This window comes from Actinopolymorpha rutila, assembly GCF_013407855.1.
GTDB lineage: Bacteria > Actinomycetota > Actinomycetes > Propionibacteriales > Actinopolymorphaceae > Actinopolymorpha > Actinopolymorpha rutila.
On sequence record NZ_JACBZH010000001.1, the window covers coordinates 3,051,852 to 3,071,506 of the forward strand.

A 19,655-nucleotide genomic window follows, 5' to 3' on the forward strand; every position below is an offset into this window, starting at 1 on the left:
GTCCGGTGTGAAGGGATGAGGTGGCGATGACCCAGGTGTCGTTCCCGGTCGACGACTACACGCCGTACGGCTATCTCGACGTTCCCGAGCACACCCGGCGGCTGACCCCGAAGGGTGTGCTGCGTTCGCGCGACGTCGGCTTCGGCTGGCACTTCCCGGCGCTGGCGACGTCCTACGGCGGCCGCCGCGAGACCTACCGCACCAGCGTCCGCGTCGGGGTGGACGGCGCGCTGGCGATGGCCGACTTCGACGAGGTGCGCTCGCCGTACCACTCCAAGGACCTGGTGCGGTTCGTCGCCGAGCGCGGACCGGCCCGCTGCGAGGCCGACTTCGTGGTGGTGGGCTCGGACGTGGTCGCGGCGTTCGTCGGCGCGACCGCGCAGCGGCACACCACCGTCCGGGTCGACTACACCCGGCTGGTCGGCGCGGACCACGGCTGGGGCGAGTCGGGTCTGGTGGGCCGCCGGGACGGGACTGCCGCGAATGTCGTTGTTCTGCAGGGATTCGAGGACGGCGAGGCGTTCGCGCTGACGGTCGTGCCGATGGGGAGCACCGACGGTGAGACCACCGAGGACGTGCTCGAACTCGTCGCCGGAGTGACCGCGGACAGTGCCGAGGCGGACCGGTGGACCGCCGGCGGCGCACAAGGCACGCTTGCGGCGCCGGTGACGGTGCTGGGCGAGCCGGGGCGCGAGGTCACGCTGTCGGCGGTCGTCAGCGTTCCGGCGAAGGGACGGCACGATCTCCTCGTGCTGCTTTCCCGCGGCCGTACCGCGGACGAGGCCATCACCCGGTTGGCCGAGGCGCGAGAGTCCGCCTCGCGGGTGCGGGCCACCCGGGTTCGCTCCGACGACGCGTTCTGGTCGCGGGCGCCGCGGTTGACCGGTGACTGGCCGGCCCACTGGCGGCGGGGCCTGGTCTACGACCTGGAAACCCTGCGGATGATGGTGAAACCGCCGGTCGGGATCTATCACCACGTGTGGGACGGCATGCAGATCCAGGCACCGCGAGTGGTGCTGGGCGAGGCGGCGATCGACGCGCTGCTGTTGTCGTACGCCGATCCGAGACTGGCCCAGGAGCTGCTGCTCGGCGTGTTCGCGGACGCGCCCCTGCCCAACGTGCCGTGCTCGCGGGAGGACGGCACGTACAACATGGTGTCCGCGGACGGGACGGTGTGCGGCACCGGACCGCAGTGGGGATACCCGTGGCCGGTCGTCAGGCACCTGTTCGCGGCCCACCCCGACGACGCCTGGCTGGCGCGGATCTACCCGCCGATGGCGTCCTACCTCGACTGGTGGCTCGCCCACCGCCGGGACGCCGACGGCTGGCTGGTGCACGCCTGCAGCTGGGAGTCCGGCCAGGACCTGTCGCCGCGGTTCGGCGACCAGCCGCTCGGCGGCGGGCATCCCACCTGGTCCGTCCGTCCGGTGGACCTGCAGGCGACGTTCGCCGACGCCGCCGCGACGATGGCGGACCTGGCCGGCGTGCTCGGCCGGGACGAGGACGTGCGGCGGTGGCGGGACCTCGCCGCGGAGTTCTCCGACCGCACCGCAAGGATGTGGACCGGCGAGCGGTACGCCGACGTCGACGCCCGCACCGGGCAGTCGACCGAGGTCGACGACGTGATGCTGCTGGCTCCGCTGGCGCTCGGCCAGTCCGGCGCGGATCAGGTCGAGACCCTGCGCGGGACCGTGCGCGCCGCCGACCCGGACACCACCGTGTGGCCGATGTTCGCCTGGACCGCGGTCGACGCGGCCGAGGCGGCGGGGGAGTACGACACCGCGGCCCGGGTGGCCGGGAGAGTGGTGGACCGGGCGTACGGGTTCTGGGACGCGCGCCGGCACGAGCCGGGCCGCACGCTGCCGGGCGTGGCCTGTGAGTACTGGCCGTTGTCGGGCCGGTGCGGCGGCGAGGGGTACGGCTGGGGCGCGTTCACCACGCACCTGCTGCTGGGCACGCTCGCCGGCCTGCGTCCGGAGGCCGACGGGTTGCGGGTGCGCCCCAACCTCCCGGCCGACCTGCGCGTGCCGGGCCGCGCCTACCGCGTGGAGCTGACCGTGCGGGACAGCCTCGTGCGGGTTCGGCTCGAGCCGACGGCGGACGGCGTCGAGGTCACTGTCAACGACCGGTTGGCGAAGCTCACGTGGGGCGAGGAGGCCCGATGGAACTGGCTCGAACTCACCAGCGGCTGAGCGACGGCTGGCAGGTACGCCGGGTCGGCACGACCGACTGGCACCCGGTGCGGGTGCCGGGATGCTGGGAGGACACCGGCATCGCCAAGGACGACCCGGGGCCGGTCGACTACCGCACGAGCTTCGTGGTTCCCGACCTCGCGCCCGGGGAGCGGCTCTGGCTGCGGTTCGGTGCCGTGAGCTACGCCTGCACGGTGTATGTCGACGAGCAGCCGGTGGGTGAGCACGTCGGCATGTGGGACGCCTTCGACGTGGAGGTCACTACCGAGGTGCGGGCGGTACGAACCGGCGCGAGGTGCACGCTGCGGGTCCGGGCGGAGAAGCCCGCCAGCCTGACTGGTGGGCCGGACGCGCCACCAGTACCCGGCAGCTATCCCACCCGGGAGACGCTGGCCGGCTTCCTGCCGTACGTCTGGGGCCATGTCCACGGCGGCATCTGGCAGGACGTTTCCCTGGTGGTGACGGGGCCGGTGGTGTTCGACGACGTGCACGCGTTGGGCACACCCGACGGTGCGCTGTCGGTGCAGGCTTCGCTGTCCGGTGAGAGGCCTGGGGGCAAGGTCGCGTTGACAGTGACCGATCCGGACGGTGCCGTGGTGGCCGAGGACGTACTCGGGGCCGATGGCTCTGCCGACGGCGACGCAACACCCGCCGTGCGGTTCGACGTCCGGCTGCCGGATCCCCGGCCGTGGTCGCCGGAGCAACCCGACCTTTACACCGTGCGGGTGCGGCTCCTCACCGACGACGGGTTCGGCGACGCGCCTTCGGACGAGCGGACCGTCCGGGCCGGGCTGCGGACGGTCTCCGCCGACGGTGCCCGCCTGCTGCTCAACGGCGCACCGATGTATCCGCGGATGATCCTTTCCTGGGGCTGGTATCCCGACGTGCTGTACGCCAACCCCGGGCCCGACCGCGTCCGCGCGGACCTGCTGGAGCTGCGCCGGCTGGGATTCAACGGCGTCAAGCTCTGCCTGTGGTTTCCGCCCGACTACTACTTCGACCTGGCCGACGAACTCGGCATGCTGGTGTGGGTCGAGCTCCCGATGTGGCTGCCGCACCCCACCGAGCACTTCCGCGGCCAGCTCGACACCGAGGCCGAACGCCTCGTCCGGGCGGCGCGGACGCATCCTTCCGTCGTGCTCTACACGCTCGGCTGCGAACTGAGCGCGGTGGTCGGCGACGACGTTCTCGGGCCGCTCTACGCGAAGGTGAAGGCCCTGGTCGGTGACGCACTCGTCCGCGACAACAGCGGTTCCGGTGAGGCGTACGGCGGTCTGCTCACCGAGTACGCCGACTTCTACGACCATCACCTCTACTGCGAGCTCCAGCACTTCCGGGAGACGCTGGAACACTTCGCGCCCGGGTGGCGGGAGCCGAAGCCCTGGCTGTTCGGGGAGTTCTGCGACCTGGACACCTTCCGCGACCTGCGCCGGATCGACGCGGCCGGCCCGCGACCGTGGTGGACCAGCGACGACCCGGCGGTCAACCCGCAGGGCGCCCGCTGGCAGTACGACTCCCACCTGCACGAGGCCAGGCTGCGTGCGAACGGCTTCTGGGACAGGGGAAACCAGCTCGAGGAGATCTCCCGCAAGCAGGCCCTGCTGCACCGCAAGGTGACCCTGGAGACCGTGCGGCTGCGGGCCGACACGTCGGGCTACGTCATCACCGGGGAACGCGACACCCCGATCAGCACCGCCGGGCTGTGGGACGACCTCGGTGAGCTGAAGGTGGACCCGGAGGAGTTCCGCGGCTTCAACGACAACCTCGTCGTGGGGCTCGGCTGGGACCGGCGGCGGACCTGGCTGGCCGGCGGTGACCGGCCGGCGTACGGCGACCCGTGGTGCCACCCCGAGGGTGCGTCGGTCCGGGCACACCTCGTGCTCGCCCACCACGGTCGCGAGCATGCCACGGTGACGGGGGAGTGGTCGGTCGCCTTCGAGGGCGAAGCACCGTTCGCGCAGGGCACGTACGCGTCGGCGGGCGTTCGATCACCCGGCACTGTGGGCGAGCTCGCCGTCGCGGAGTTCACCGCGCCGGCGGTGGACCGCCCGCGCCAGGCGGTCCTGTGCAACCGGACCCGGGTGGGCCGCATCGGCGCGGGTGCGGAGGGCACGGCCGAGGAGACCGCCAACTCCTGGCCGCTGTGGTTCTTCCCGGCGCGGCCCTTCGACGACGCCGGCCTGCTCACGCTGGCCGACCCGGGCGGACGGCTGGCCGACCTGCCGAAGCCGGCGCCGGAGGTGGGCACGAACGTCGCGGCCCTGTCACCCACGGCGGTGGTGGTCGCCACTCGCTGGAGCGGCGAACTCGACGACCACGTGCGCTCCGGCGGCCGGGCGGTGCTGCTGGTCGACGCCGCGACCGGCGGCCCGTTCCGAACGGTCTCCTTGCCGTTCTGGCGGGAGGCGGTGAAGGTGCCCGAGCCCCACCCGGCCTGGGGCGACTTCCCACACCAGGGCTGGGTGTCGCTGCAGTTCGCCGGCTGCGCCACCGACCTCGCGCTGGCCTGGGACGTGGAGGTCAGCCCGATCCTGCGCCGGGTGGACGCGCGTACGGCCGAGGTGCACGACTACGCCGCCGAAGTCCGCTGGGGCGACGGCCGGCTGATCGTGTCGACCCTGCGGTTCGAAGGTTCGGCCGGGGACCAACCACGCGGCCTGGCCCGCAACACCGGTGCGGCGTACCTGCTCAGCCGGTGGGTGCGGCACCTCCGGTCGGCCTGACGGTCAGCACCGGCGCCTTAGTAGTAGCCCTTCTCACCGTCCAGCAGCTCGCGGATGGTGTCCAGGTGACCGACGTGGCGGGCGGTCTCCTCGAGCATGTGGAGCACCATCCACCGCAGGCTCGCCCGGGCGGCGTCGAAGTCGGGGTTGGTGCCCACGTCGTCGAGGGAGTGCGCGGCGATGATGTCGTTCGACGCCGTGCACTGCCGGTCGTACTCCGCCAGCAGCTGGTCGAGCGGCACGGCCTGGTCGACGATCATGTCCGCGTCCTCGGGGTCCTCGATGAACTGCGGCCCGTCGGCCGGTCCACCGGCGAAGATCACCTCGAACCACAGCTGCTCGGTCCAGCGCAGGTGGGACAGGACGCCGGCCACCGTCATCAGGGGCGAGTCCGGCAGCACCGACCGGTGCAGGTCGTCGTGACTCAGGCCCTCGCACTTGTAGTGGACGATCGCGCGCTGGAGGTCGTACCACCCCATCAGCTGGGTGCGCTCGTCGGCGACGTGCGGGGGCCTGATTCGAGCAGGGGGATTGGTCATGGCGGCCGAGCGTACTGGTGATCTCGCCGAGTGCCACCGGGGCCCGTACGGGCTCGGCGGAGGGAGCCCTCGGGGCAGCCCCGGGATAACGAGGTGTCGTAGTTGGCGGCGTTGCCTATCCTTGACCACCGTATGGACACGCCGTCGCGATCATCGCTCGCCCAGCTGCAGGCCCGCCTCCCGGAGTTGATGCACCTCGACCGGCGCCGGCTGCAGCGCCGCATCGACGGCGTACGCAACCGGCGCGGCCGCGCCGACCAGCAGGTTTCCGGCGAGGTCCTCGACCAGATCGCCGCCGACATCGACGCCGCCGAGCAGCGCCTGGCCGCGCGGCGGGCCGGCGTACCGACCGTCAGGTACCCCGACGAGCTGCCGGTCAGCCAGCGCAGGGACGACATCCTCGCCGCGATCCGCGACCACCAGGTGGTGATCGTCGCCGGCGAGACCGGTTCCGGCAAGACGACCCAGCTGCCCAAGATGTGCCTGGAGCTCGGCCGCGGGGTCAGCGGACTGGTCGGGCACACCCAGCCCCGGCGGCTGGCGGCGCGGACGGTGGCCGAGCGGATCGCGGAGGAGCTGGACACCCCGCTGGGTGAGACGGTCGGCTGGAAGGTGCGGTTCACCGACAAGGTGGGCGACAACACCCTGGTCAAGGTGATGACCGACGGCATCCTGCTGGCCGAGATCCAGTCCGACCGGATGCTGCGGCAGTACGACACCCTGATCATCGACGAGGCGCACGAGCGCAGCCTCAACATCGACTTCATCCTTGGCTACGTCAAACAGCTGCTGCCGCGCCGGCCGGACCTGAAGGTGATCATCACCTCGGCGACGATCGACCCCGAACGCTTCTCCCGGCACTTCGGCGACGCCCCGATCGTGGAGGTGTCCGGCCGGACCTACCCGGTGGAGGTGCGCTACCGCCCGATCGTCGAGGACGCCGAGGACCGCGACCGGGACCAGACCCAGGCGATCCTGGACGCGGTGGACGAGCTGTCCGCGGAGGGCGACGGCGACATCCTGGTGTTCCTCAGCGGCGAGCGGGAGATCCGGGACACCGCCGACGCGCTGGAGAAGCAGAACCTCCCGCGGACCGAGATCGCGCCGCTGTACGCCCGGCTGTCGGCGGCCGAGCAGCACCGGGTCTTCCAGCGGCACAGCGGGCGGCGGATCGTACTCGCCACCAACGTCGCGGAGACCTCGCTCACCGTGCCGGGGATCAGGTACGTCATCGACCCCGGCACCGCCCGCATCTCCCGCTACAGCCAGCGGCTGAAGGTGCAGCGGCTGCCGATCGAGGCGATCTCGCAGGCGTCGGCCAACCAGCGCAAGGGCCGCTGCGGGCGTACGTCCGACGGCATCTGCATCCGGTTGTACGCCGAGGACGACTTCCTCGCCCGGCCGGAGTTCACCGACCCGGAGATCCTGCGGACCAACCTCGCGTCGGTCATCCTGGCGATGACGGCGGCGGGGCTGGGCGACCTGGCGGCGTTCCCGTTCATCGACCCGCCGGACAGCCGCAACGTCAAGGCCGGCGTGCAGCTGCTGGAGGAGCTCGGTGCGCTGGCGACCGGGCCGGCCGAGGACGCCGAGCAGGGCGGGGCCGCCAGGCCGGTCGAGGACGCCGGCCCGGGCAGGCCGGGCAAGGGTGGCCGCAGGTCCCGTGGACGCGGTGAGCGCGGCGACGGCGGCAACCGCCTGACCCCGGTCGGACGTACGCTCTCGCAGCTGCCGGTCGACCCGCGGCTGGCGCGCATGGTGGTCGAGGCCGAGCGCAACGGCTGCCTGCGCGAGGTGATGGTGATCGCCGCCGCGCTGTCCATCCAGGACCCGCGCGAACGCCCGACGGGCAAGGAGGAGGCGGCCACCCAGCAGCACGCGCGGTTCGTGGACAAGACCTCCGACTTCCTCACCTACCTCAACCTCTGGGACCACCTGCGCGAACAGCAGCGCGCCCTGTCCTCCAACCAGTTCCGCCGGCTGTGCCGCAACGAGTTCCTCAACTACCTGCGGGTGCGGGAGTGGCAGGACGTCGAGAGCCAGCTGCGCCAGGTGGCCAAGTCGCTCGGCATGACCGTCGGCAAGCGCGCGGAGAACCTGGACTCCGACCGCATCCACCAGTCCCTGCTGGCCGGGCTGTTGTCCCACATCGGCCTGAAGGACAGCGAGAAGAAGTCGGAGGAGAACGCCCGTGGGTCCGGCCGCCGCTCGGCCAACGACTACCTCGGCGCCCGGGGTGCCCGGTTCGCGGTCTTCCCCGGCTCCGCGCTGTTCAAGAACCCGCCCCAGTGGGTGATGGCCGCCGAGCTCGTGGAGACCTCCCGGCTGTGGGCGCGGATCGTGGCCAGGATCGAGCCCGGCTGGGTGGAGGAGCTGGCCGGGCACCTGGTCAAGCGCAACTACAGCGAGCCGCACTGGTCCAAGAAGCAGGCCGCGGTGCTGGCGTACGAACGTGTCACGTTGTACGGCGTGCCGCTGGTGGCGCAGCGGGTCGTCAACTACGGCCGGATCGACGCCGAGCTGTCCCGCGAACTCTTCATCCGGCACGGCCTGGTGGAGGGCGACTGGGAGACCCGGCACGAGTTCTTCCACGCCAACCGCGCCCTGCTGGACGAGGTCGAGGACCTCGAGGACCGTGCCCGGCGGCGCGACATCCTCGTCGACGACGACGCGCTGTTCGACTTCTACGACGAACGCGTCGGCAAGGACGTGGTGTCCGGAGCGCACTTCGACTCCTGGTGGAAGAAGACCCGCCGGCGCGAGCCGGACCTGCTCACCTTCTCCATCGACATGCTGGTGAACGAGTCGGCCGAGCAGGTCGACGAGACCGACTATCCGGACTTCTGGGAGGTGCCGGGCGCGAAGCTGCGGCTCACCTACCAGTTCGAGCCCGGCGCCGACGCCGACGGCGTGACCGTGCACATCCCGCTGCCGATCCTGAACCAGCTGCGCTCGGACACCTTCGACTGGCAGATCCCCGGCCTGCGGCAGGAGCTCGTCACCGCGCTGATCCGGTCGCTGCCGAAGCCGTTGCGGCGCACGCTCGTCCCCGCACCGGACTTCGCCCGGGCGGCGCTGGAACGCATGCAGCCCCACCGTCAACCGTTCCTTGACAGCCTGGAGGCGGCGCTGCGGCAGTTCACCGGCATCCTCGTACCCAGGGAGTCCTGGGACCTCGACCGGGTGCCGGACCACCTCAAGCCGACGTTCCGGGTGCTCGACGGCCGGGGACGAACCCTCGGTGAGGGCAGGGACCTCGCCGCCCTGAAGGAGAAACTGCGCGGTGAGCTGAAGGTCACCCTGGCCAAGGCGGCCAGCGGGGTCGAACGCGCGAACCTCCGCAGCTGGGACTTCGAGGAGGTGCCGGCGGAGTTCGCCAAGCAGCGGGCCGGCCTGTCGGTGCGGGCCTACCCCGCTCTGGCCGACGCCGGCGACTCGGCCGCGATCCGGTTGTTCGAGTCCGAGGCCGACGCCCGGCGGGCGATGTGGGCGGGCACCCGCCGGCTGCTGCTGCTCAACCTGCCGTCGCCGGTGAAGTACGTCCTGGATCGCCAGTCCTACCAGACGAAACTCGCACTGAGCCACAGTCCGCACGGCAGCGCCGCCGCGCTCTTCGACGACTGCCTGGCCTGTGCGGTGGACAAGCTGATGGCGGACAACGGCGGCCCGGTCCGCGACCGCGCGGGGTTCGACCGGCTGAGGGACGCCGTACGCGCCGACCTGCACGACACGGTGGCCGACACCGTTGCCAGGGTGGCCGACATCCTGGCCGTCGCGCACGAACTCGACACCCGGCTCCGGCGTACGTCCAACCCGCTGCTGCTGCCGGCCATGACCGATGTCAAGGCGCAGTTGGCAGGGCTGGTGTTCCCGGGTTTCGTCACCGAGACCGGCTGGCGCCGGCTGCCCGACGTGGTGCGCTACCTGCGGGCGATCGACCGCCGGCTGGACAAGGTGGGCGCCGAGACCCATCGCGACGCCGAGCGCATGCGGTCGGTGCAGCAGGTGCAGGAGGCGTACGAGCAGGCCCGTGCCCGGCTCTCCCGCGACGCCCGGGTGTCCGGCTCGCTCAGCGCGGAGGCGGAGGAGGGGCTGCGGGAGATCCGCTGGATGATCGAGGAGCTTCGGGTCAGCTACTTCGCGCAGGTCCTGGGGACACCCGGACCGATCTCCGACAAGCGCATCCTGAAGGCGATCGACCGGCTCACCGGCTGAGGTTCACCGGCTCAGGCTCAGCTGCTCAGGTTGGCCGCGGCGTCGGTGAAGGCTCCGTCGGCGAGCAACGGGACGCTCGTACTCACGTCCACCTCGGCGGCCACGGCGACGTCGCCGGCGAAGCCGCCCGCGCGGAGTTCCCGTCCGGACGAGCACTCGGCGAGCGCGGCGACCGGGTCCATGGCCAGGTAACTCGCCCTCGCGGCGTTCGCCTCCGGTGACAGCGGCCCGGCGCCGAGGTTGGCCAGTGCCGCGGCGACCGCCCCGGCGCCGAGCAGGTCCTCCAGGGCGGGACGCAGGCTCGCGTCCGGCCAGCGTTCACCGGCAGGCACCAACAGCACCGGCTGGTTCGGGGTGCCCGCGCCCTGACCTGCCAGCCACCGCGCGACCGCTCCCGCGTTGCGCAGACAGGCCGCGACCACCCGTGAGCCTCGGGCGGTCGCCGCGGCCGCGATCGAGGAGCCGTTGGGGGAGGGGAGCACCAGCCGGGGCACGAACGGTGCGTCCCGCAGGGCCGCCGGTGACAGCGACCACGGTGCGTCGGCGGTGACCTGCCGCCGCCCGACGGCCGGCGCGGCCTGGTGCCGGGCGGCGAAGGTGGCGGCCGTGTCGTCGCGCCACGGGTACGGAAGCACCCGCGTTCCGCGTGCGGTGGCGACGTCCACCGCCGTGGTGAAGGACAGCACGTCGACCACCACCAGCCAGCCGGAGCGCTCGCCCGTCAGTCGCTCCGCGCCGGTCGGGCCCCACTCCAGGCGTACGCCGGACGGCTCCTGCGCCCACCAGCGTTCACCGTGCACGACGGGTGATTCCTACGGTTCGCGGCGGGAGTTGGCGATGATCGCGGCCAGCGGGGGCATCAGCGCGGCCACGACGGACATCACGACCGCCGCCACGAGCGAGAAGTGCCGGACGACGACCCAGGCGAGAACGAACAGTCCGACGCAGGTGCCCATCAGGAGAAGGTAGGTCTTTCTGCGTCCCATCGTGCATCCAGCATGGCACACGCGAGCAGCCGTTCGGAACCGTCCTGCGCACACTCGCCCACCATCGGCCGGATGCGCCGCGGAAGCGTTCCCAGCGACTGATCCGCGGCACATACTGGCCCGGTTTGCTCGGAACAGGGGGATCGTGGGCGCTGACCGTACGTCAGAAGACGAGAAGACCGTCAGCCTGCGCCGGCGGCTCGCGGACGACCTCCGGCTCGGCCGGCTCGCGGTCGGCCTGGCCTGGCGGGCAAGCCCGAAGGCACTGGTTGGCGTGGCGGTGCTGTTGTGCGCACAGGCCGCCCTGACGCCTCTGCAACTCGTCCTTGCCCGCGAGGTCGTGAACGCCGTCGCGCGGCACACGCCGGCCGCACACCTCGCGGCGGCGCAGAGTGAGGTGCCACTGGTCGGCTGGATCGCGGCGATGGCGGCGACGTTGGGACTGGGCACGCTGCTCGAACCCTTCTCCAGGACCTGCCAGAGTCTGGTCGGCGACCGACTGGTCGGCTTCGTCACCGGTGAACTCGTCCGGGCCGCCAACCGCTGGCAGGGTCTGGCGAGGTTCGAGGATCCGACCTTCGCCGACGACCTGGAACGCGTGAGCAACCAGGCGGCCCGCTCCGGCCTGGACCTGATGGCCTACGGCACCCGCGCGGTGCTGATGGCCGTCTCCCTCATGGCCCTCTGCGTGCCGCTGATCCGGCTCAGCCCGCTCGTACCCTTCCTGCTGGCCGCCGCGTGCCTTCCTTTGCTGGCACGGCAGTTCGACTTCCAGACGACCATGGGAAGCAAGCTCTACCTGCTGACCCCGCAGGCCCGGACCCTCACCTACAGCAGAGACGTCATGGTGGGCACGGACGGCGCCGCCGACGTGCGGTTGTTCGGGTTGGGAGCGTTCTTCCGGCGCCGCTACGACGATGCTTTCGCGTCGTCGGTCGCCGAGCTGAACCGGCTGCGATGGCGGCTCACCCTGCCGATGTGCGCGAGTGCCGGCCTCGCCGCGGCCGCCGTCGGCGGAGTGTTCGGCTACGCCACCTGGCAGGTCGCGACCGGCCGGGGCAGCGTCGGCGACCTCGTGCTCTACGGCGGGACGTCGGCCGCCGTACTGTCCACGGTCGCCTCGCTGGGTTTCCACATCGGCTTCCTGCCGATGGTGTTCGCGTTCCTGCCCAGCCTGGACCGGGTGCTGAACGCGCCACCGGACCTGCCCGAATCACCTGACCCGTTGCCCGCGCCCCGGCCGATCCGGACCGGAATCGTCTTCGAGGACGTGCGCTTCGGTTATCCGGGGCGGGACGAGCCCGTGCTCGACGGGCTGTCCCTGCACCTGCGGCCAGGGGAAAGCTGTGCGCTGGTAGGACCGAACGGGTCGGGCAAGACGACCCTCGTCAAGCTGTTGTTGCGGTTGTACGACCCGATCGCCGGGCGCGTTCTACTGGACGGGCGCGACCTGCGCGACTACGACCTGACCGACCTGCGCCGCGAGCTGGGCGTGTTGTTCCAGGATTTCGTGCGGTACGAGTTCACCGCCGGGGACAACATCGGCTTCGGCGACGTCGCCTCGCCCGACCGGCGCGAGGACCGTCGCTCCCACCTGCTGGCCGCGGCCGAACGCGCGGGCGCTGCCGACCTGCTCGATCGGCTGCCGGACGGGCTGGACACCCAACTGGGCTTGAGTTTCGGCGGCCGTGAGCTGTCCGGCGGGGAGTGGCAGAAGCTCGCGCTGGCCCGGGCGTTCGCCCGCGACTGCCAGGTGCTCGTACTCGACGAACCGACCGCTTCGCTGGACACGCGTACCGAGTACGACATCTTCCAGCGCTTCGCCCAGTTGACGAAGGGGCGGACCGCGGTGCTGGTCAGTCACCGGTTCTCCACCGTCCGGATGGCCGACCGGATCGTGGTGCTGCGAGCGGGACGTGTGGCCGAGGACGGCACGCACGAGGAACTGATGGCCGCCGAGGGGGAGTACGCACGGATGTACCGCACCCAGGCGGCGCAGTACCTCGACGACCTCGAAGACTCCGGCGGAGGCGCCGCCGACCTCGACATCCCGAGCGGGGAACGACGGTGAGTACCGTGCCGAGGTCGACGCGGAATGCCCGGTCCACCGTCCTTCTCTACGTACGCGGGGCACGGCTGGTCTTCGCCCATCGTCCGTCGCTGGCCGTCGTCACCCTGGTCCTGCTCGGTGCGACCAGCCTGCTGCCCGTCCTGCAGCCCTGGCTGCTCGGCCAGGTCGTCGACCGGTTGGGCCGTGGTGACGTGGACGGCGGCCGGGCAGGCACTGTCGCGCTGCTGGCCGTCGGCTATGCGCTGACGCTCGTGTTGCCCGCGCTGCTGATGCCGGTACGCCAGTCCCTGGACTCCTCACTGGACGCCCACGCTGTCGGGGCGGTGGACCGGAACGTTCTCGACGCGGGTGGCCGGCTGGCCGATCTCACCCGGCTCGAACGACCGGCCTTCCACGACGAGGCTCAGCAGGCCGTCTCCTCGGCCGGATGGGTGTCACGGTTCGCGGTCTTCACCCAGCAGGCCGCCGGCCAGTGCGTGACGGTGCTCGGCCTGCTCCTACTCGTCGCCGGTCTGTCGCCGTGGGTCGCCGCGGCGCTGGCGGTGACAGTCGTGCCCCACCTGGTGGCGTACCGGCGAATGCACCGGCGACAGTTCGAGACGATGGCCGACCAGTCCCGTCCGGCGCGCGAGATGGACTACTGCGTCCGTCTCACCACGTCGGCCGACGGCGCCAAGGAGGTCCGGGTCTTCGGGCTCGGCGGCTGGTTCCTCGACCGCTACCAGCGCTTGTTCGCCCGGGCGTACGCGGAGGTGCGCGCCCTGCGGCTTCGCTCCCTGCTCGTCTCGGCGGTGTGCGGTCTCCTGCCCGCGGTCACGTTGGGCGGCGGGTTCTGGTACGTCGCGTACCAGGCCGGCGCGGGCCTGCTCACCGTCGGCGCCGTGGCGGTGTACGTCAACGCGGTCGTGCAACTGGAGGCTGGACTGTTCGGCCTGTCGGTGTCGCTCGGCCTGATGTTCGAGGTGGGGCTCCACCTGCGGCAGTTGTTCGCCTTCACCGACGGCGCGTCACCGGGAGTCGCCCTGCCACCGGCCGGTGCCGCTCTGCCGGCGCCGGCCAGAATCCGGCAGGGCGTGGAGTTCGCCGACGTGGCGTTCGCGTATCCGAACGACCCTGCCGGGAGCAGGCCGGTCCTGCGCGGTGTCAACGCCGTCCTGCCTGCCGGCACGGTGACCGCGGTGGTGGGCGACAACGGCGCGGGCAAGACCACGTTGGTCAAACTGCTCACCCGGATGTACGACCCGACCACGGGGCAGGTCCGACTCGACGGGCGCCCGCTGGCCGCGTACGACCTCACCGCCCTGCGCGCCGTGAGCGGGGGTGTCTTCCAGGACTTCGCCCGCTTCGCGCTCACCGCCGGTGAGAACATCGCGGTCGGAGCCGACGACGGTACGGCCACGCCCGAGCGAGTACGCCACGCCGCGCGAGCCGCCGGTGCGGACGCGGTGGTCTCCTCCCTGCCCGACGGCTACGACACGCCACTCACCCGGAGGTTCGACGGCGGTGTCGACCTGTCCGGCGGTCAGTGGCAGAAGCTCGCCACAGCGCGCGGCCTGCTGCGAGACGCGGCCCTGGTGGTGCTGGACGAGCCGACCGCCGCACTCGACGTGGACGCGGAGCGCCGCCTGTTCGACACCTTCCGTGCGCTGCTGGCCGGGCGGACGGGAGTACTCGTCAGCCACCGCTTCTCCACGGTCCGGATGGCCGACCAGATCCTCGTCCTCGAGAACGGCGTGGTGGTGGAGGCGGGCGGCCACGCCGAGTTGCTGGCGCTCGGCGGGAGGTACGCCACGATGTTCGAGATGCAGGCGGGCCGCTACCGCTGACCGCTCGACGGCCGCCCCACGGTGGCCCGAACGGTGGCCCCAACGGGGGCCTGCACAGGGGGTAGCAGTGCTCGGACAGACCAAAGCGGTGGCGGCGGTTCCGATTCGGGAGGGTATGAGTAGTATCTTCCGGCGATGATTCGAATTCGCGGCGACGAGCAAGCCGGTTACCACACGATGGTGACCTGCGACGAGTGCCAGACCAGCATGGTGTTCCGGCCGGACGACCACGGGCTGTGGGTCGGGTCGTCCCGCCAGGTGCGGATGTACCTCACCGACCACAAGGGCTGGGTCTGGGATCACGACTCCGACTCGTTCTACTGCCCGCAGCACTTTCGCTGAGCGTTCACGCACCCGCCCGCTACGGTGGTCGCCAGTACGTCCCGCGGTCGCGTGGGCGCATTGTCCACTGCGCCGGGAGGACATGGGTGAGGACCGACGATCCGGTCGAGGCTGTCGAACGCGAGCTCGCGGTGTTGCTGCGCCGCGCCCGGTCGACCTCGGGCACCATCGCCCGTGAGCTGCATCCCGACCTCGGTGCCGCGGCGTACGGCATCCTGTTCAACCTCCAGCAGACCGGCGGCGCCCGAACGACCGACATCGCCGCCTACTTCGGCGTCGGCAAGCCCACCATCAGCCGTCAGGTCGGACTGCTGGAGCGCCTGGGCTTCGTCGAACGCGTCGAGGATCCCGGCGACCGCCGGGCGGTGACGTTACGGCTCACCGACGAGGGCTCGGCGCGGCTGCTCGAGGCCCAGGAAGCCCGCAGGGCACGGTTGCGCGCGTCCCTGGACTCCTGGCAGAGCGAGGACCTGGAGACACTCGGCCGGCTGCTGCACCGGTTCAACGACCAACAGGTCTGAGCCTGCGTACCTGCACTGGCTCGCCGCAAGCTGACCTTGCGCCGAGTAAGTAAAGATTGACAGTAGGCAACTGCCCGTTGACGGGTCAGCTTCGACCCGCCGGCGGCCACGCCACCGGCGTCACCGGGACCGAAGGTCGGCCGCCAGCCGGAACCGTTCGAGCACCACGGGAGTGGAGTCGCTCACGGTGAAGTCCGGGTCACCGAGTGCCTCACGGGCCTCCGCGCTGTGCCAGAACTCCTCGTGGTCGGCCCGCCACGCCTCGACGGTGGCGTGACCCTCACCCTCGCCGGCTGCGTGCTCCTCGTCGACGGCCTCCAGCGGAACCACCTGGACGTCGGTCGTCTCGATCACCGCCACCGGTTGGTCCGCGGAGTCGATCACGGCCGACCGGTCGCCGACCGCGGGTAGCGGCTCGCGGGCTCGTGCGTACTCCACGAGCAGGCTGGTGGTCGTGGTCTTCGTGCCGTCCAGGATCGCCGCGACCAGTCGGTCGCGCAGCGGCCCGGGGAAGGCGAAGAGCGCCCGGGGCAGTCCGGAGGGGTCCACGGGTTCGTGGGGCGCGGCCTGGTCGGTCGTCACGTGAAGGAACCCTACGACGCCGGCGTCCGGACCGACAGCCGCCCGGCCGTGCAACGACCCGGCCTTACCCGGTGCGCCTGGCCCCGGTCGGCCCGGCTCGGTGGGTTAACAACGAGTCACCCCAAGATGGTTGCTTAGGGCAGCTAATAGGCATATAGTTGCCCGGGGCAACGATGGGGGTGAACATGGATGTGACCCGCACCCAGCTCGAGGAACTCATCCGGGCGATCCACGACGTGGTACTCATCCGCAAGGACATCTCGCGGCTGGCGGCGAGCAAGAGCTGCCACTTCGGCGCGCTCAGCGTGCTGGCCACGCTGGCGGCATCCGGTGACGCGAGGGTGAGCCAACTTGCCGAGACGCTGATGGTCGACGTGTCGGTCGCCAGCAGGCAGCTCGCCCAGTTGGAGGCTCACGGGTACGTCGGCCGCCGGGCGGATCCCGCGGACGGCAGGGCGCACCTGGTCTTCGTCACCGAGGCGGGGCGGCACGAGCTGGAGTCCGTTCGTTCGGACGTGGTCGACCACTTCGAGTCCGCACTGCACCGGTGGCAGGGCGCGGACGTCGACACCCTGACCTCGCAGCTGCGCCGGCTGCGGAGCGACCTCGGCCTGAGCCGGCCGGAGGCCCCGCCCGACGCCCAGGTTCAGCCCCCAGGCCCGAACCACTCCAGGGCCCGCTCCGGCCAGGCATCCGGCACGGACACCGAAGTCCGCGTCGGGCCCGATCACCCGAACCACCAGCAGCACCGCACAGGAGTTGAAGCTCTCTCATGACGACCCAGACCGCTCCGGCAGCTGCTCCGGCAGCCCCCGCGTCCGAGGGGATGACGCACCGGCAGGTTCTGGAGGCGTTGTCCGGCCTCCTACTCGGCATGCTCGTCACGATCCTGTCCTCGACCGTGGTGTCCACGGCGCTGCCGCGCATCGTCAGCGAGCTCGGCGGCAGCCAGTCCGCGTTCACCTGGGTCGTCACCGCGTCCCTGCTGGCGATGACGATCAGTACGCCTATCTGGGGCAAGCTCGCGGACCTGTTCAGCCGCAAGCTTCTGGTGCAGATCGCGCTGGTCGTGTTCGTCGTCGGCTCCGCGCTGGCAGGCCTGTCCCAGAACGTCGGCGAGCTGATCGGCCTGCGGGTCCTGCAGGGCCTGGGTGCCGGCGGCCTCACCGCGTTGTCGCAGGTCATCCTCGCCGACATCATCAGCCCCCGCGACCGCGGCCGCTACATGGGCTTCCTCGGCGCGACCATGGCCGTGGGCACCGTCGCCGGCCCGCTCATCGGTGGTGTGCTCACCGACTCCCCGCTGGGCTGGCGCTCGACCTTCTACGTGGGTGTGCCGTTCGCCGTGATCGCCATCGCCGTCCTGCAGAAGACGCTGCACCTGCCGCGCATCCGCCGCGAGGTGAGCATCGACTACGTGGGCGCGGTCCTGCTCAGCGCCGGCGTGGCGACCCTGCTGATCTGGGTCACGCTGGCCGGCAACCAGTTCGACTGGGCCTCCAGGACCACCGCGGTCATGGTGGGCGGGGCCGTCGTGGTCCTGATCCTCGCCATCGTGGCCGAGCACCGCGCGAAGGAACCCATCCTGCCGCTGTGGCTCTTCCGTAACCGCACGTTCGTGTTCGCGGTGATCGCCAGTGTCGCGGTCGGTGTGACGATGTTCGGCACCTCGGTGTTCCTCAGCCAGTACATGCAGATCGCCCGGGGCAAGTCGCCCACGGTCGCCGGTCTGATCAGCATCCCGATGGCGGTCGGCAGCCTCGTCGCCGGCACCGTGATCGGTCAGATCATCACCCGTACCGGCCGGTGGAAGCGCTGGATGGTGCTCGGTGGCGTGCTGCTGATCGCCGGTTCGGTGGCGATGGGCACGATCGACTACCACACCAGCTTCGCCCGGATCGGTGTCTCGCTGCTGCTCCTCGGTCTCGGCGTCGGCATGGTGATGCAGAACCTCGTGCTCGCCGTGCAGAACACCATCTCCATCAGGGAGATGGGCGCGGCCAGTGCGGGCGTGGCGTTCTTCCGGAGCATGGGCGGCGCGATCGGCGTCGCCGCGCTCGGCGCCGTCCTCGCCCACCAGGTGACCACCGACATCGCCTCCGGCCTGGCGCGGCTCGGCATCAAGGCGGCTCCCGGCGGTGACGCGGTGCCGGAGGTGGCGAAGCTGCCGCCGCCGGTGCGCGAGCTGGTGGAGAAGGCGTACGGCCAGGGCGTCGCCGACATCTTCATGGTCGCCGCACCGATCGCGGTGATCGCGCTGATCGCGATCCTGTGCATCAAGGAGATCCCGCTCGGTACGAAGAGCGGCATCCAGCAGACCCTCGAGGCCGAGCGGCTCGCCGCGCAGGGCGTCCAGGGTGCTGAGGCCACGCTCGGCGGGCAGCCCGACGAGTCCGACCAGGTGCCCGTGCCGGTGTCGGCGGGCGAGAGGCTGGAGCCGGTCGGCATCCGGAACGGCAACGGCCACCCGGCCTCCGCCGGCTCCCGGCTCGCGGCCGACGCCGCCGACTGGGCCGGCATGGACGCCGACGGTGCGGGCGGCAAGACCGTCTCGCAGCGGGATCTGGAATCTCTTGTCGGCGTGGGTGGCCCGGGCAGGGAATGGCAGGCCAACGGCTCGCACCGGCTGGACAACGGCCGTCCCGAGAACGGCCGTCCCGAGAACGGCCGCCCCGGTTCGTCCGTACGTCCCGGCGTCTTTCCGCCCGCTCACCTGGCCCGCTCGCCCGAGGGGACCGGCGAGGGCGAGGCCGGGTACGGCCCCGGCGGCGACAACGGCCCCGGCGGCGACAACAGCCCCGGCGGTGACAACGGGTTCGGCGGCGGTGGCTTCGGCAACGGCGGTTCCGGTGGCGGTGACTTCGGCGGCTTCGGAGGCCGCCCCGCCGGACAGTCCGCCGCGGTCGTGGGTGTCGTCCGGCGTTCGGACGGAACCCCCGTCGCCAACGCGGCCCTGACGCTGATCAACCTCGGCGGCCACCAGGTCGGGCGTACGGCCAGCGGTTCCGACGGCCGCTACCAGCTCGCCGCCGACCCGGGAGGAACCTACGTCCTGATCGCGTCGGCACCGGCCAGCGAACCGCGCGCCTCGACGGTCTCCGTCGGCGAGACGCCGGTCACCGTCGACGTCGAGCTCTCCGGTGTCAGCGGGCTCGTCGGCGAGGTGCGCTCGGCCGAGTCCGGGCTTCCGGTCGCCCAGGCGGTCGCGGTGCTCACCGACGCTCGCGGTGAGGTGGTCGCCTCCCGCATCGCCGGAGCCGACGGCGGTTTCCGGTTCGACGACGTGGGTGCCGCGGCGTACACGCTGGCGGTACGGGCCGAGGGGTTCCAGCCGGTGGCGTTGCCGGTCAGCGTGGCCGAGCTCGGTGAGACCCGGCGCGACGTCGAACTCGTCGCCAAGGCAGCCCTGCGGGGGATCGCCCGCGACCGGCACGGCCGGACGCTGCGCGACGCACGGGTCACGCTGATCGACGCGAACGGCGACGTCGTACGCACCGTCTTCACCGGCGACGACGGCGGCTACGCTCTCGACGACCTCGCGGCCGGCGACTACACCGTCGTGGCCACCGGCTACCCGGCGGTGACCAGCTCGGTGCGGCTCGGCGGTGGCGACGTCAGCGCCCACGACGTCGAGCTGGGCCACCCGGAGGTGTGAGGA

General features: G+C 71.5%; 13 protein-coding genes. 9 read left to right on the top strand and 4 right to left on the bottom strand.

Annotation, left to right across the window (positions count from 1 at the left end):
* Positions 1-26 precede the first annotated feature (26 nt).
* Positions 27-2,192 carry an MGH1-like glycoside hydrolase domain-containing protein gene (locus F4554_RS13595; RefSeq protein ID WP_179787720.1) on the top strand — a complete coding sequence of 722 codons (2,166 nt, stop codon included), beginning with the start codon at positions 27-29 and terminating at the stop codon, positions 2,190-2,192.
* Positions 2,162-4,915 carry a glycoside hydrolase family 2 protein gene (locus tag F4554_RS13600; protein WP_179787721.1) on the top strand — a complete coding sequence of 918 codons (2,754 nt, stop codon included), beginning with the start codon at positions 2,162-2,164 and terminating at the stop codon, positions 4,913-4,915. The genes F4554_RS13595 and F4554_RS13600 overlap by 31 nt, the downstream gene beginning before the upstream one ends.
* Positions 4,916-4,932: 17 nt before the next feature.
* Here the strand turns inward: F4554_RS13600 and F4554_RS13605 are convergent, their stop codons facing one another.
* On the bottom strand, positions 4,933-5,454 hold the full coding sequence (locus tag F4554_RS13605) for a DinB family protein (RefSeq protein ID WP_179787722.1): 522 nt from the start codon (positions 5,452-5,454) through the stop codon (positions 4,933-4,935).
* A 132-nt stretch (positions 5,455-5,586) separates the two neighbouring features.
* On the opposite strand from F4554_RS13605, the gene hrpA reads away from it, so the two are divergent.
* On the top strand, positions 5,587-9,669 hold the full coding sequence (gene hrpA / locus F4554_RS13610; RefSeq protein WP_179787723.1) for an ATP-dependent RNA helicase HrpA: 4,083 nt from the start codon (positions 5,587-5,589) through the stop codon (positions 9,667-9,669).
* Between the two features lie 17 nt (positions 9,670-9,686).
* Here hrpA and F4554_RS13615 read toward each other — a convergent pair whose 3' ends face one another.
* Positions 9,687-10,469, bottom strand: a complete 783-nt coding sequence (locus F4554_RS13615) for a 2-phosphosulfolactate phosphatase (protein ID WP_179787724.1) — start codon at positions 10,467-10,469, stop codon at positions 9,687-9,689.
* Between the two features lie 12 nt (positions 10,470-10,481).
* On the bottom strand, positions 10,482-10,769 hold the full coding sequence (locus F4554_RS33055; protein ID WP_179787725.1) for a DUF3099 domain-containing protein: 288 nt from the start codon (positions 10,767-10,769) through the stop codon (positions 10,482-10,484).
* Positions 10,770-10,800: 31 nt separating this feature from the next.
* On the opposite strand from F4554_RS33055, the gene F4554_RS33595 reads away from it, so the two are divergent.
* From F4554_RS33595 to F4554_RS13640, 4 genes are all read left to right on the top strand, one after another.
* Complete coding sequence (locus tag F4554_RS33595) at positions 10,801-12,726, top strand: ATP-binding cassette domain-containing protein (protein ID WP_179787726.1); 1,926 nt, start codon at positions 10,801-10,803, stop codon at positions 12,724-12,726.
* Positions 12,727-12,731: 5 nt separating this feature from the next.
* The gene (locus F4554_RS33600) at positions 12,732-14,552 is read left to right on the top strand and encodes an ATP-binding cassette domain-containing protein (protein WP_179787727.1); all 1,821 of its coding nucleotides are present in this window, start codon (positions 12,732-12,734) and stop codon (positions 14,550-14,552) included.
* A gap of 135 nt (positions 14,553-14,687) precedes the next feature.
* Complete coding sequence (locus F4554_RS13635) at positions 14,688-14,894, top strand: hypothetical protein (protein WP_179787728.1); 207 nt, start codon at positions 14,688-14,690, stop codon at positions 14,892-14,894.
* An 86-nt stretch (positions 14,895-14,980) separates the two neighbouring features.
* On the top strand, positions 14,981-15,415 hold the full coding sequence (locus tag F4554_RS13640; RefSeq protein ID WP_179787729.1) for a MarR family transcriptional regulator: 435 nt from the start codon (positions 14,981-14,983) through the stop codon (positions 15,413-15,415).
* A gap of 120 nt (positions 15,416-15,535) precedes the next feature.
* Here F4554_RS13640 and F4554_RS13645 read toward each other — a convergent pair whose 3' ends face one another.
* Positions 15,536-15,997 (bottom strand): ASCH domain-containing protein, encoded by a 462-nt coding sequence (locus F4554_RS13645; RefSeq protein WP_337796021.1) that lies wholly within the window; start codon positions 15,995-15,997, stop codon positions 15,536-15,538.
* Positions 15,998-16,182: 185 nt separating this feature from the next.
* Here F4554_RS13645 and F4554_RS13650 point away from each other — a divergent pair, with 185 nt between their 5' ends.
* Together F4554_RS13650 and F4554_RS13655 are read left to right on the top strand one after the other, a co-directional pair.
* Entirely contained in the window at positions 16,183-16,773 is a 591-nt protein-coding gene (locus F4554_RS13650) for a MarR family winged helix-turn-helix transcriptional regulator (protein ID WP_179787730.1), read from the top strand.
* Positions 16,770-19,652, top strand: coding sequence for an MFS transporter (locus tag F4554_RS13655; RefSeq protein WP_179787731.1), 2,883 nt, complete (start codon positions 16,770-16,772; stop codon positions 19,650-19,652). Before F4554_RS13650 ends, F4554_RS13655 begins: the two co-directional genes overlap by 4 nt.
* Positions 19,653-19,655: the final 3 nt, after the last annotated feature.